The sequence below is a fragment of the Alphaproteobacteria bacterium genome, from assembly GCA_020638555.1.
In the GTDB taxonomy this organism is placed as follows: Bacteria; Pseudomonadota; Alphaproteobacteria; order Bin95; family Bin95; genus JACKII01.
Window position 1 is genome coordinate 1,171,378 of record JACKII010000001.1, and the last position, 12,344, is coordinate 1,183,721.

The 12,344-nt window shown below is 67.5% G+C and carries 12 protein-coding genes and 2 tRNA genes; 9 read left to right on the plus strand and 5 right to left on the minus strand.

Features of this window, described 5'->3' with window-relative positions; genetic code table 11:
• Positions 1-112: 112 nt before the first annotated feature.
• Positions 113-187, minus strand: a tRNA-Glu gene (locus tag H6844_05370).
• Positions 188-328: 141 nt separating this feature from the next.
• Between H6844_05370 and H6844_05375 the strand changes: the two genes are divergently transcribed.
• Entirely contained in the window at positions 329-1,495 is a 1,167-nt protein-coding gene (locus H6844_05375) for an acyl-CoA dehydrogenase family protein (GenBank protein ID MCB9928833.1), read from the plus strand.
• 315 nt (positions 1,496-1,810) lie between these two features.
• Here the strand turns inward: H6844_05375 and H6844_05380 are convergent, their stop codons facing one another.
• Together H6844_05380 and H6844_05385 are read right to left on the minus strand one after the other, a co-directional pair.
• Positions 1,811-3,463, minus strand: coding sequence for a hydantoinase B/oxoprolinase family protein (locus H6844_05380; protein MCB9928834.1), 1,653 nt, complete (start codon positions 3,461-3,463; stop codon positions 1,811-1,813).
• 5 nt (positions 3,464-3,468) lie between these two features.
• Positions 3,469-5,481 (minus strand): hydantoinase/oxoprolinase family protein, encoded by a 2,013-nt coding sequence (locus H6844_05385; GenBank protein MCB9928835.1) that lies wholly within the window; start codon positions 5,479-5,481, stop codon positions 3,469-3,471.
• Between the two features lie 148 nt (positions 5,482-5,629).
• On the opposite strand from H6844_05385, the gene H6844_05390 reads away from it, so the two are divergent.
• Positions 5,630-6,826, plus strand: a complete 1,197-nt coding sequence (locus tag H6844_05390) for an acyl-CoA dehydrogenase family protein (GenBank protein MCB9928836.1) — start codon at positions 5,630-5,632, stop codon at positions 6,824-6,826.
• A gap of 67 nt (positions 6,827-6,893) precedes the next feature.
• Here the strand turns inward: H6844_05390 and H6844_05395 are convergent, their stop codons facing one another.
• Together H6844_05395 and H6844_05400 are read right to left on the minus strand one after the other, a co-directional pair.
• A complete protein-coding gene (locus tag H6844_05395; GenBank protein ID MCB9928837.1) occupies positions 6,894-7,307 on the minus strand; it encodes a hypothetical protein in 414 nt (137 codons plus the stop codon).
• Positions 7,308-7,344: 37 nt separating this feature from the next.
• Positions 7,345-7,806: an outer membrane protein assembly factor BamE gene (locus H6844_05400; GenBank protein MCB9928838.1), complete on the minus strand. Its 462-nt coding sequence runs from the start codon at positions 7,804-7,806 to the stop codon at positions 7,345-7,347.
• Positions 7,807-7,894: 88 nt separating this feature from the next.
• Between H6844_05400 and H6844_05405 the strand changes: the two genes are divergently transcribed.
• The 7 genes from H6844_05405 (at position 7,895) to H6844_05435 (ending at position 12,113) form a co-directional block, all read left to right on the plus strand.
• Positions 7,895-8,428 carry a ubiquinol-cytochrome C chaperone gene (locus H6844_05405; protein MCB9928839.1) on the plus strand — a complete coding sequence of 178 codons (534 nt, stop codon included), beginning with the start codon at positions 7,895-7,897 and terminating at the stop codon, positions 8,426-8,428.
• Positions 8,425-8,934 carry a DUF177 domain-containing protein gene (locus H6844_05410; protein MCB9928840.1) on the plus strand — a complete coding sequence of 170 codons (510 nt, stop codon included), beginning with the start codon at positions 8,425-8,427 and terminating at the stop codon, positions 8,932-8,934. The genes H6844_05405 and H6844_05410 overlap by 4 nt, the downstream gene beginning before the upstream one ends.
• A 100-nt stretch (positions 8,935-9,034) precedes the next feature.
• Positions 9,035-10,084 (plus strand): phosphate acyltransferase PlsX, encoded by a 1,050-nt coding sequence (gene plsX, locus H6844_05415; GenBank protein MCB9928841.1) that lies wholly within the window; start codon positions 9,035-9,037, stop codon positions 10,082-10,084.
• An 8-nt stretch (positions 10,085-10,092) separates the two neighbouring features.
• Complete coding sequence (locus tag H6844_05420) at positions 10,093-11,067, plus strand: ketoacyl-ACP synthase III (protein MCB9928842.1); 975 nt, start codon at positions 10,093-10,095, stop codon at positions 11,065-11,067.
• A 113-nt stretch (positions 11,068-11,180) separates the two neighbouring features.
• Positions 11,181-11,504: an integration host factor subunit alpha gene (locus H6844_05425; GenBank protein ID MCB9928843.1), complete on the plus strand. Its 324-nt coding sequence runs from the start codon at positions 11,181-11,183 to the stop codon at positions 11,502-11,504.
• Complete coding sequence (locus tag H6844_05430; protein ID MCB9928844.1) at positions 11,504-11,995, plus strand: MerR family transcriptional regulator; 492 nt, start codon at positions 11,504-11,506, stop codon at positions 11,993-11,995. The genes H6844_05425 and H6844_05430 overlap by 1 nt, the downstream gene beginning before the upstream one ends.
• A 41-nt stretch (positions 11,996-12,036) precedes the next feature.
• Positions 12,037-12,113, plus strand: a tRNA-Pro gene (locus tag H6844_05435).
• The last annotated feature ends 231 nt before the right edge of the window (positions 12,114-12,344 follow it).

The following is a 12,344-nucleotide window of genomic DNA, read 5'->3' on the forward strand; positions in this document are numbered from 1 at the left end:
CAAACAGGACCGCAATCGCGGCCGGCGCGGCCATTCCAAAGGAATTCGAGGGAAGTGGCACAGCGGCGGCAATCCACGCACCCGGCCGCGGCTGGCGGCGGGCGCGGAGGATTGGTGATCCCAACGGGACTCGAACCCGTGTCTTCAGCGTGAAAGGCTGATGTCCTAACCACTAGACGATGGGACCAGCGGCAGAGACGCGCCTTCTACAGGGCTCGAACGAGAAATGCAACCGCTTCTCCGCCCTTGCTTGACAGGGCGCGACCCTACGCCCATTCCTGCCGGCCGAGACCCGCCAAAAACCGCCTTGAGAAAGGGCTTTGTCGTCATGACCCAGCCGCATTCCGCCATTTCCGCCGAGACCGAAGCCCAGATTCTCGACGCGCTCGACAAATTCCTGGAGCGCGACGTGCGCCAGCACGTGCTGCGCCTGGAGCATGCCGACGAATACCCGCACGCCATCGTCGAGGGCATGAAGGAGCTGGGCCTGTTCGGCGCGATCATTCCGGAGGAATATGGCGGCCTCGGCCTGCCGGCGACCACGTATGCCAAGATCGTCGAAAAGGTCTCGGCGGTGTGGATGTCGCTCTCCGGCATTTTCAACTCGCACCTGATCATGGCGTCCGCCGTGGTGCGCTTCGGCACCGAGGAGCAGAAGCGGCGCTGGCTGCCGAAATTCGCATCGGGCGAGATTCGCGGCGGCCTGGCCCTGACCGAGCCGAACTGCGGCACAGACCTGCAGGCGATCCGTACCACCGCGCGCCGCGACGGCGACCATTATGTGGTGAACGGCACCAAGACCTGGATTTCCAACGGCATTCACGGCACCTGCTTCGCCTTGCTGGTGAAAACCGACCCGACGGCGCAGCCGCGGCACAAGGGCACCAGCCTGTTCCTGGCCGAGAAGGGCGAGGGCTTCACCGTCAGCCGCAAGCTGGAAAAGCTGGGCTACAAGGGCATCGATTCGGCCGAACTGATCTTCGACAATTACCGCATTCCCACCGACCGGCTGATCGGCCTGGAAGAGGGCAGGGGCCTGCCGCACGCGCTGGGCGGCCTGGAACTGGGGCGGATCAACGTGGCGGCCCGCGGCGTTGGCGTGGCGCAGGCGGCGCTGGATCTGGCGGTCAAGTACAGCCAGCAGCGCGAGACCTTCGGCCAGCCGATCGCCAACCACCAGGCGATTGCGATCAAGCTGGCCGACATGGCCACCCGCCTGGAGGCCTCGCGCCATCTGGTGCGGGCGGCGGCCCAGGCCTATGACGCCGGCGAGCGCTGCGACATGGAGGCGGGCATGGCGAAGCTGTTCGCCACCGAGACCGCGCTCTTCAACGCGACCGAGAGCATGCGCATCCACGGCGGCTACGGCTATTCCAAGGAATTCGACGTGGAGCGGCTCTACCGCGACGCGCCCTTGCTCTGCATCGGCGAGGGCACGAACGAGTTGCAACGCATCATCATCGCCCGCCAGTTGATCCAGCGAAACCCGGTCTGAGGCGCGCGCGGCCAGACCGCAAGGCCTGCCGCGCGCAGACGGGTTTCGGTCAGAACTTGGCGCTGAGCCGCAGGTAGAACGAGCGGCCCGGTTCGTGAACACCGGCGCCATAGGTGTTCGCGAGCGCGCGACCGATCCCGGATCGGCGCTCCGCACCGTCTGGAAACATCCCGGCGCTCCGCACCGTCCGGAAACATCCTCAAGCGACGCTACGTGATACCCAAGTGTATCGTCCTCCCGGACCGGACACAATGGCAAAGATGTCCGGTCGAAACCCCCTGATGCCGGCCGCCGGCGGGGATGCTTGCGTGAGGTCTATTCCGCGGCGGCCCGTTGGGTGCCGGGCGTGGCCAGGCCGTTGGCGAGGTCGTCCTCCCGCGCCTGCGGCTGGCGCTTGGCGGGCAGGCCGTAGCCGCCGCCGCCACCGGGGGCGATTTCGATCTCGTCGCCGGCGCGGAAGGTCAGGCTGGCCTTGGGCGGCAGCACGCGCGCCTCGCCGTCGCGATAGAGCACCGTCCGGCCGGCCTGGCCGCTGCCGCCGCCGAACAGGCCTGCGGGAGCGAGCCGGTGGCGGTCGGAATAGGTTTGCAGCTTGGCGCCGTCCTTCAGGATGCGGTAGCGCCGGCGGAAGCCGGCGCCGCCGCGATGCTCGCCGTCGCCGAAACTGTCCGGCGCCAGCGCATAGTCGACGACGCGGAAGAAATCGTAGTCGGCGTCCAGCGCCTCCACCGGCGTGTTCGAGCAGTTGGAGAGCGGCGAATCCACCGCGTCGCAGCCGTCCGAGCCCTTGCCGCCGCCATAGCCGCCGCCGAAGATTTCCAGATAGACGCTATAGCCGGCCTCGCCCAGATGGCTGAGGCAGAAGCTGGTGGTGGCATCGAAGCCGGGCGCGATCACCAGGTCGGGCACGGCTTTCGACAGCGCGTCCATGACGGCGTTGTAGGCGCGATAGGCCGGCAGCAGCCGCGCGCGCACCGGCGCCGGCGGGCGCGGGTTCAGGATGCTGCCGAACGGCGCTGTGACAGTGATCGGCCGCTTCACGCCCTCGTTGAACGGGATGTCCGGTGCCGTCAGCACCGATTTCACGCAGGACAGCGCCGTCGCCAGGGTCGAGGCGAACGGGCAGTTGATGTTGGTCGCCACCTGCGGATCGGTGCCGTCGAAGTCGACGGTCAGGGAGTCGCCGGCAATGGTGACGGTGCAGCGGATCCAGACCGGCTCCTGGCCGACGCCGTCGTCGTCCATGGCCGCCTGACCGTGATAGACGCCGTCCGGTGCGGCGGCGATGCCGGCGCGGACCCGGCGCTCGGCATAGTCGAGCAGTTCGCCCATGGCCGCTTCGACCTTGGCCGCGCCGTATTTGGCGGCGAGTTGTTGCAGGCGGTTCTCGGCGATGGCGTTGGCGGCGAACTGGGCGTTCATGTCGCCCATGGTCAGGTCCGGCACGCGCACGTTCAGGCGCATGAGCGCTTCCAGACGGCCGCTGTTCCAGTCCTCGGCCCAGTTCCACTTCGAGGGCGGCAGGCGCAGGCCCTCGGCATAGACGTCCGGCGCTTCCATGTTCAGGCCGGGCGCGCCGCCGCCCAGGTCGAGATGGTGGGCGACGCTGGCGGCGAAGGCGATGACGCGGCCGTCGTGGAACACCGGCGTGAAGATGAAAATGTCCTGGAGGTGCTGGCCGCCCTGGAACGGATCGTTGTTGATCAGGAAGTCGCCGGGCTTCAGCGTCTCCGGCGGGTGGGCTTCCAGGCAGGGTTTGCAGGTGGCGGAGATGCCGCCCAGCTGCATCGGGATCAGGTCCGCCTGGGCGATGACATTGCCCCGGGCGTCGAGAATGGCGGCGGAGCCGTCCCGCGCCTCGCGCAGGATCGGCGTGTAGGCGGAACGGATCAGCTTGGCGCCGGCCTCGTCGGCCGCGGCCTGGAGCGCCTGGGAGATGACGGCATAGTCGATGGGGTCGAGGGCCATGGGTCTCAGCGCTCCCGCGAGAGGATCAGATTGTCGTGGGCGTCCAGTTCGGCCTGCCAGCCGACGGGCACATAGGTGGTCGAGGTCGGGCCGGCCAGGATGGTCGGGCCGGCGAGCCGCACGCCGGGCGCGACCGCGGCGATGTCCTGCAACGAGCCCTCGTGCCAGTCGCCGTCGTCGAACAGGCGGGCGGCGATGGCGGCGCGCGCCTCGTCGCGGGCGATGGCCAGGGAGGGCAGATCGCCGGCGGGCAGGGTGGCGGCAACGCGCAGCGCCACCACCTCCACCGCCCGGCGCGGGTCGGCGGGCTGGAAATACACCTGGCGATGGGCGCGGTCGAAGCCCTCCCGCAGTTCCGCCTCGCTCAGCCCCTGGGCGGCGGTGGCGGGCAGGGGCACCGGCAGTTCGAACGCCTGGCCGACACAGCGCATGTCGGCGGAATAGGCGAAAGTCGGCTCGCCCTCCAGCCCCAGGGTGCGGAATTCGTCGGCCAGGCCCCGGGCAAGGCCGGCCAGCACCGCCGGTGCGTCGGCGGCGGCCCGGGCCGCATCCATCTTGCGGGTCAGCGAATCGTGCTTGGTGAAGTCGCTCGCCAGCAGGCCATAGGCGGAGAGGACGCCGGGATTGGGTGGCACCACCAGCCGCCCGACGCCCAGTTCCTGGGCGATCTTGGCGGCGTGCAGCGGGCCGCCGCCGCCGAAGGGCACCAGCACATAGTCGCGCGGGTCGCGGCCGCGCTCGGTCGAGACCAGCTGGATCGCGCGCACCACCGCGTTGTTGGCGAGCCGGATGGCGGCGTCGGCGGCCTGTTCGATGGTCATGGCGAAATGGTCGGCGACCGGCTGGAAGGCGGTGCGGGCCGCGGCGACGTCGATGGCCATCTTGCCGCCGAGAAAGCCCTCCGGCCGCACCGCGCCGACGATGACCTGGGCGTCGGTGATGGTTGGTCGCCGGCCGCCCTTGCCATAGCAGGCCGGGCCGGGGTCGGCGCCGGCGCTCTCCGGGCCGACGCGCAGCAGGCCGCCATCGTCGACCCAGACGATGGAGCCGCCGCCGGAGCCGACCGAGACGATGTCGAGCACCGGCGTGCGGATCGGCAGGCCGTCGATCTCGGTTTCCGGCGTGGTGGCGGGCTGGCCCTCGTCCACCAGGCAGACATCGGTCGAGGTGCCGCCCATGTCGAAGGTGATGAGGTTGCGATAGCCGGAGCGCTCCGCCTGCCGCACCGCGCCGACCACGCCGGCGGCGGGGCCGCTGAAGAGCGCGGTGATGGCGTTGCGGCGCATGCCGGCCGCCGGCAGCCGGCCGCCATTCGACTGCATGACGGTGAAGCGCCCGCCGAACCGCCCCTCGGCCAGCCGGTCCTCGATGCGCGACAGATAGCGGTCGATCACCGGCTGCACGAAGGCGGCGAGCGTGGTGGTCGACGCGCGCTCGAACTCCCGGAACTCGCGGATCACGTCGGCGGACCCGGTGATGAACACGTCCGGCAGGGCGGCGTGGATCAGCTCGATGACGCGGCGTTCGTGCGCGTCGTTGGCATAGGCGTTGAGCAGGCAGATGGCGACCGCGTCATAGCGGCCCTGTTGCAGGGCGGGCAGCAGCCGGCCGGTGACGGCCGCTTCGTCCAGCGGCGTTTCGACCGCGCCGTCGGCCAGCACGCGCTCGGCCACCTCGAAACAGTCGGCGCGGCGCACCACCGGGGCCGGTTTCCGATAGTGCAGGTCGTAGATGTTGCGGCGGTCGTGGCGTTGCAGGAACAGAATGTCCCGGAAACCCGCCGTGGTGACGAAGGCAACGCGGGCGCCCTTGCGCTCCAGCACCGCGTTGGTCGCGACCGTCGAGCCGTGGCCGAGATCGGCCATGTCCGCCGGGGAGAGGCCGGCGGCCTGGATGGCGTCGAAGGCGCCGATATCGGGGCTGGCGGGGGTGGAGGGGACCTTGGCCACCTGGACGCCGCCGTCCCGAAACGCCACCAGATCCGTAAACGTACCGCCGATTTCGACGCCGACTCGCAAGGCCATCGGGCCAGGGCTCCTATTGTGCAGGGAAATCCGGCGGCGAGCATAGCGGCCCATTTCCGCTTGGGCCAGCCGGGGAAACTGGCGTAAGCTTTGCGGCAATCTCAGCGCCGAAAAGGCGCGGCTTGCAGAAGGAACATGCCCCATGCCGTTCGGTCCCGCCGAAGAAGCCTTCCGCCAGGAAGTGCGCGCCTTCATCCAGGAAAGCCTGCCCCAGGATATCGCCCAGAAGCATCTGGCCGGCATGGAGATGCAGAAAGAGGATTATATGCGCTGGCATAAAATCCTCTATGCCAAGGGCTGGGTGGCGCCCAACTGGCCGAAGGAATATGGCGGCTGCGAGTGGGATGCGGTGCAGCGCTATATCTTCGATGAGGAAGCGGGCCTGGCCGGTGCGCCGCGGCTATCCGGCTTTGGCCTGAACATGGCCGGGCCGGTGATCATGGCCTTCGGCACGCCGGAGCAGAAGAAAGAGCACCTGCCGAAAATCCTCTCCGGCGAGCGGGTGTTCTGCCAGGGCTATTCCGAGCCGGGCTCGGGCTCGGACCTGGCGTCGCTGAAAACCCGGGCGGTGCGCGACGGCGACCACTACGTCATCAACGGCCAGAAAATCTGGACCTCGCTCGCCCACCACGCCGATTGGATTTTCTGCCTGGTGCGCACCTCGGTCGAGGCGAAGAAGCAGGACGGCATCAGCTTCCTGGTCTTCGACATGAAGACGCCGGGCGTCGAAATCCGGCCGATTATCACCATGAACGGCCTGCACCACACCAACGAGACCTTCTACACCGACGTGCGCGTGCCGGTCGACGGCTCGCTGGTGGGCGAGGAAGGCCGCGGCTGGACCATCGCCAAATTCCTGCTGGGGCACGAGCGCATGGGCGGCGGCTCCTGTGCCGAGGTCAAGGTGGCGTTGCAGCGGGTCAAGGAAATCGCGGAGCAGGAGCGCGACGGCGACGGCACCCGCCTGATCGACGAGCCGGATTTCCGGCGCAAGCTGATGGATGCGGAAGCCCAGTTGATGAGCGTCGAGCAATACGTGCTGCGCACGCTCTCGGCCTATCGCTCGAACAAGGAAATCGGCGCGGCGGCGAACATGATCAAGGTGCGTCGCTCGGAGGTGCAGCAACTGGTGACCGAGATCGGCACCGAGGCCGGCGCCTATTATTGCCAGCCCTACAGCCTGGAAGCCCTGCGCTTCGGCTGGAACGAGGAGCCGGTGGGCGCGGAGTATTTCAACGGCCTGACGCCGAACTACGCCTTCCTGCGCGCGGCCTCGATCTATTCCGGCTCGAACGAGATCCAGCGCAACATTGTCAGCAAGGGCATGCTGCGGCTCTGAACGGGGCGCGTGGTTGCCGTGCGAGAGGTCGCCATCCGGCGGCCTCTTTCGCGTTGGGGCGCCGCCGTCAGAGACGCCGGATCAGCGCCATCGCCAGCAGGTTGGGCCCGGCGAACAGGGCGGTCACCAGCAGGAAGCCGCCAAAGGTGTCGGGCGGCCAGGCCAGGGTCAGGATGAAGGCCAGCGCCATGGTCGCGACGCCGGAGAGCGGCGCCAGCAGGCCGGCGATCCAACCGGGCATGCGCAGGCGTCGGGCCAGGCGAATGGCGTTGACGGCGCCCACGATCATCCAGGCGAGCGCGATCAGCATCAGCAGCGTGAGCGAGGTCTCGCTGCCGTCGCCGCCGTCCGGTCCGACGCCCTGGCTGCGCAAATACGCATGCACCGGCCACAGCGCCGCGACCAACAGCCAGACCACGGCGTAGAGCCATCGACCCTGTCCGTGGCCGACCCAGAATGCGGTGAGACGGTTGAGCGACATGGGGCGTGAGCGCAACGAGGATCGCCGGAAGGCGTCGTCAGTTGCCGGAGGAATTGAACCGACCGATATTGCCGATCAACTGCTCCAGCAGGGTCAGCTTGTGGCCTTCGGTCGGCGTTTCCCGGTCGACCAGCGTCACTTCCGAGCCGTCTTCCTTCGACAGCGTGGCCACGCTCTTCAGCACGCGGTTCTGATCGAAATGCAGGATCAGGACCTTGCGGTCCACCACCTCGGGCTGGAAAAACGCCACGCCTTGTTGAACCTCGGAAATGTAATACCACGTGCCGGGGTCGAAGGCCGACTGCGTCGACGGCGTGCCCAGGAGCTCGATCACGCGCGTATCGCTGACATTGGGGCGTTGCAGTTCGGCGACCACGCCTTGCGGCAACTGGTGGCCGTGATGGGATTCCTTGACCGTGCAGGCGCCGACGGCGGCAAGCGCCACCAGGGCGATCAACCATCGTGCGCACGTGTCACGCAGCGGGAAGCGGTGTTGCATCCTAAATTCCTGGGCCAACCTTCAACGGGAAGTGACGGATAACGTGTTTCGCTCTTGGTTCAAACGACGTGGGCCGGATGTAACGGCTTTGACGCTGGCGGTCCATGCCGCGGCGCGTCGCCCCGTCTTTTACACCACTCTGGGCGTCCCCGATACCTTTGACGGTCGGTTCGAGCTGCTGGTGTTGCATGGCCATTTGATGATCCGCCGCCTGCGCCAGGACGGGGATGTCGGAGCCGAAACGGCCCAGAACCTATTCGATGCGCTGATCGGCCATTTCGACGAGGCGCTGCGGGAGATCGGGGTGGGGGACATGTCGGTCGGCAAGCGCATGAAAACGATGGCGAGCGGCGTTTACGGGCGTTTGGCCGCCTATGATGCGGGGCTGGACAGCGAAGGGCCGGACGGGCTGGAGGACGTGGTTCGCCGCAACGTCTATGGCACCGCGCCGGACGCGGACGCTTCCCGGGTGCAGGCGGTGGCGGCCTATATGCGGGCCGCGGAGCGCCATCTGGCGACCCGGCCCCACGACGCGGTTCTGGCCGGTGTGGCGTTGTATCCGGAACCGCTCGCCCCGGCGGACGGGGAAGCGGGCATGGCGGCGCGGGAAGCGGACGTATGATCGAGTTTTCCCGCCCCGTGGCCCTGGCGGATGTGGATCGCCATCCGGTGCGCAAGCGAATCGAAGCCTCCCCGTCCGAGCGGGCGGCGTTGGCCAAGCGTTTGGGCGTGTCGGCGCTGGGCCGGCTGACCGCCGATCTGACGGTGGCGAAGCGCCGCGGCGCCATCCACGTGACCGGTTCCTTCGCGGCGGTGATGGATCAGGTCTGCGTCGTGACGCTCGACCCGTTCACCACCGCTCTCGAAGGCGAGGTGGACGAGGATTTCAGCGAGCAGGCGGATGCGGCCGACGATCTGGAGATCGATATCGACCTGGAGACGCCGGAACCGTTGACCGAGGATGCGCTGGACCTGGGCGAACTGGTCGTCCAATGCTTGGCGTTGGAGATCGATCCGCACCCCCGCGCGCCCGGTGCCGATTTGACCCAGTTGGAAGCCCCGGCGGAGGCGCCGGACGAGCCCGTCCATCCCTTTGCGGCCCTCCGGAAATGGCAGTCGAACTCGTAGGCCGTTGCCGCCGGGTCTGGCAGGCGCTATCAAAGCGGCTGGAATGGGTCGCAATCGTTTCGGCCCCGGGCCGCTATCCGAAAAAGGTTTGACCGAACGCATGGCAAGCAAGGGTGTAATCGCATTGGATGCCATGGGCGGCGATAACGCGCCGGCCAGCGTGCTCCATGGCGCCAACACCGCGGCCGAGCGCTTCCCCGACCTGAACTGGCTGGTGGTGGGCGACCAGGCGCAGATCGACCCCTTGCTGCGGCAATTGCCCCGCCTGAAGGATCGCGTGGAGGTGGTGCACACGGAGAGCCGGGTGGCCGATACCGAGCGGCCGTCGGTGGCGCTCCGCTCCGGTCGGCAGTCGTCCATGTGGCTGGCCATCCAGGCGGTGCGCGAGGGCCGGGCGCAGGCGGTGGTCTCCGGCGGCAATACCGGCGCCCTGATGGCGATTGCCCGTTTTATCCTGCGCTCGCCGCCCGGCATCGCCCGGCCCGCGATCATCTCGTTTTTCCCCACCGCGCGCGGCGAAACCGCGATGCTGGACCTGGGCGCCAATATCGACTGCGATGCGGAACAGCTGGTCCAGTTCGCGGTGATGGGCGGCCTGTTCGCGCGCAGCGTGCTGGGCTTGCCCCACCCGACTGTCGGCCTGTTGAATGTCGGCGTCGAGGATATGAAGGGCAATGACGAGATCCGCGCGGCTGCCCAGCGCCTGCGCAACGGCGAATATCCGTTTCAGTTTCACGGCTTTGTCGAGGCCAACGAGATCGGTCGCGGCGCGGTCGACGTGGTCGTCTCCGACGGCTTCACCGGCAATGTGGCGCTGAAAATGGCCGAGGGCACCTCGGAACTCTACAGCCACTTTCTGCGGGAGGCGTTCAACGCCTCCTGGATGGCGAAGATCGGCTATCTGCTGGCACGACGCACCCTGACGCAATTGCGCCGGCGGGTCGATCCGCGCCGCTACAACGGGGCCGTGTTTGCGGGCCTCAACGGCGTCGTGGTGAAAAGCCATGGCAGCACCGACGCGTTCGGGTTTGCCAATGCCATCGGCGTGGCCGCGGACATGGTGCAGCAGGATTTCATGGAAGACATTCGCAAGGAATGCGAGCGGTTGCACTGGGACACCAGCACCGCCGCCCAGGCGGCGACGGCATAGGAGCTGGAATGGCGTATCATTCTGTTATCGTTGGTTGCGGTTCGTATCTGCCGGAACGGGTGGTCACGAACCAGGAATTGGCGGAGAGCGTCGACACCACCGACGAATGGATCATCGAGCGCACCGGCATCCGCCGGCGCCACATCGCGGCCGAGGGCGAGACCACCTGCGATCTGGCCTATGCGGCGGCCTGCGCGGCACTGCGCAATGCCGACCTGCAGGCGGATGCGCTGGACCTGATCATCCTGGCGACGGCGACGCCGGACAACACCTTTCCGGCGACGGCGACCGAGGTGCAGGCGCGCCTGGGGCTGACGCACGGCGCGGCCTTCGACGTGCATGCGGTCTGTTCCGGCTTTCTCTATGCCCTGGCGGTCGCGGACAACTTCCTGCGGGCCGGCCAGGCCCGGACGGCCCTGGTAATCGGCGCGGAGACGTTCTCGCGCATTCTGGACTGGAAGGACCGGACCACCTGCGTGCTGTTCGGCGATGGCGCCGGCGCCGTCATTCTGCGGCGCGAGGACGGTCCGTCGGACGTATCGAAGCAGGGGGTGATCTCCACCCATCTGCATTCGGACGGCCGCTACAAGGACCATCTCTATGTGGATGGCGGCCCGTCGTCGACCCAGAGCACCGGCTATCTGCGCATGGCGGGCAAGGAGGTGTTCCGGCATGCGGTCACCAATCTCGCCAGCGTGGTTCAGGAAGCGCTGGCCGCCAATCACGTGACGGCGGCGGATATCGACTGGGTGGTGCCGCACCAGGCCAATCAACGGATTCTGGACGCCACGGCCCGTAAGCTGCATCTGGACCCGGCCCGGGTCATCAGCACCGTGGACCATCACGCCAATACCTCCGCCGCTTCGGTGCCGCTGGCGCTGACCGAGGCGGTGCAGGACGGGCGCATTCGGCGCGGTCAGTTGCTGATCCTGGAAGCGATGGGCGGCGGCTTCACCTGGGGCGCCAGTCTGGTCCGCTGGTAGCCGCCGTTTGCCTTTCGGTTTTTGATGGATGATTCAAGCGTTTGTTGCTTGACGCCCAACGGCGTCGGTCGGTACGTTTACACTCCTGTATGTGGATGGGGAGTAACGCCAAAATGGCTGGACGAACGATTACGCGTGCAGATTTGAGCGACGCGGTCTGCCAGGAAGTGGGCTTGTCGCGCGTCGATGCTGCAGAACTGGTTGAATCGGTGCTGGAGGAAGTGTCCGGCGCACTGACACGCGGAGAGACGGTCAAAATATCCTCGTTTGGCAGTTTTTCCGTGCGCGAGAAGGGCGAACGGTGGGGCCGGAATCCGAAGACCGGAGAGCCGGCCCGTATCGATCCCCGCAAGGTGTTGGTGTTTCGGCCGTCGCACGTGCTGAAGGACCGCATGAACGGCCTCGAACCATCCGGCGATGCCGCCGACAGTGAATGATGGAACGGCCGGCTCGGGCAAAAGGCGCGGATGCGTTTCGGACCATTAGCGAGGCGGCGCAGGAAGTCGGCGTCGCCCCGCATGTCTTGCGGTTCTGGGAAACCAAATTCCCGACATTGCGTCCGCTGAAGCGGGGCGGCAGCCGGCGGTATTATCGCCCGCGCGATATCGAATTGCTGCACCGGATCAAGCGCCTGCTGCACGAGGAAGGCTATACGATCAAAGGCGCCTCCAAGGCCCTGCGCAGCGGGAACGACCCGGGCAGCGGTTCGGCCCAGGATTTGGATCGGGGTTCGGATCGGAATGCGGATCAGAATTCCGACAAGGGGACGGTAGAGACCGTCGCCGAGGCGGCCGATATGGGGGAGGCCCCGACCGGGTTCGGGGGCCATGGGCCGGCGCTGGAGCGGGTCGGGAGGCTTCTCGATACGCTTGCGGCAGAATGCGCCAGCGTGGCGGCGGGAAATTCGCCGCCCATGCCCCAGGACTGATTGCCAGAACTGCCCGGCGCGTCTATGGTGCCGGCCTTCGTCGGAGCGTAGCGCAGCTTGGTAGCGCGCCAGCATGGGGAGCTGGAGGTCGTGGGTTCAAATCCCGCCGCTCCGACCATTCCCCCCTTCCAATCGAAATGCGAATGCTTGCGCCCGGATGGCGCCACGGGCTTCGTGTGCCTTGACGGGTGGCCCTGAGGGATTCCTTGTGCGGCGCCGATGCGTCCCATGGCTCGCAAGGCGTTCTGGCGCCCACAGGGGGCCTGCCGGGCGCAACGCGCTGGGGATCTGGCCCATGAAAAAAGGGGCGCCGTTTCCGGCGCCCCTCGCTTTGCGATCCCACGCTTCG

Excerpts from the sequence above, each read along its gene's own strand:
- H6844_05375 (MCB9928833.1), top strand. The coding sequence starts at position 329 with ATGACCCAGCCGCATTCCGCCATTTCCGCCGAGACCGAAGCCCAGATT.
- H6844_05380 (MCB9928834.1), bottom strand. The coding sequence starts at position 3,463 with ATGGCCCTCGACCCCATCGACTATGCCGTCATCTCCCAGGCGCTCCAG.
- H6844_05390 (MCB9928836.1), top strand. The coding sequence starts at position 5,630 with ATGCCGTTCGGTCCCGCCGAAGAAGCCTTCCGCCAGGAAGTGCGCGCC.
- H6844_05395 (MCB9928837.1), bottom strand. The coding sequence starts at position 7,307 with ATGTCGCTCAACCGTCTCACCGCATTCTGGGTCGGCCACGGACAGGGT.
- H6844_05400 (MCB9928838.1), bottom strand. The coding sequence starts at position 7,806 with ATGCAACACCGCTTCCCGCTGCGTGACACGTGCGCACGATGGTTGATC.
- H6844_05410 (MCB9928840.1), top strand. The coding sequence starts at position 8,425 with ATGATCGAGTTTTCCCGCCCCGTGGCCCTGGCGGATGTGGATCGCCAT.
- plsX (MCB9928841.1), top strand. The coding sequence starts at position 9,035 with ATGGCAAGCAAGGGTGTAATCGCATTGGATGCCATGGGCGGCGATAAC.
- H6844_05420 (MCB9928842.1), top strand. The coding sequence starts at position 10,093 with ATGGCGTATCATTCTGTTATCGTTGGTTGCGGTTCGTATCTGCCGGAA.
- H6844_05425 (MCB9928843.1), top strand. The coding sequence starts at position 11,181 with ATGGCTGGACGAACGATTACGCGTGCAGATTTGAGCGACGCGGTCTGC.
- H6844_05430 (MCB9928844.1), top strand. The coding sequence starts at position 11,504 with ATGGAACGGCCGGCTCGGGCAAAAGGCGCGGATGCGTTTCGGACCATT.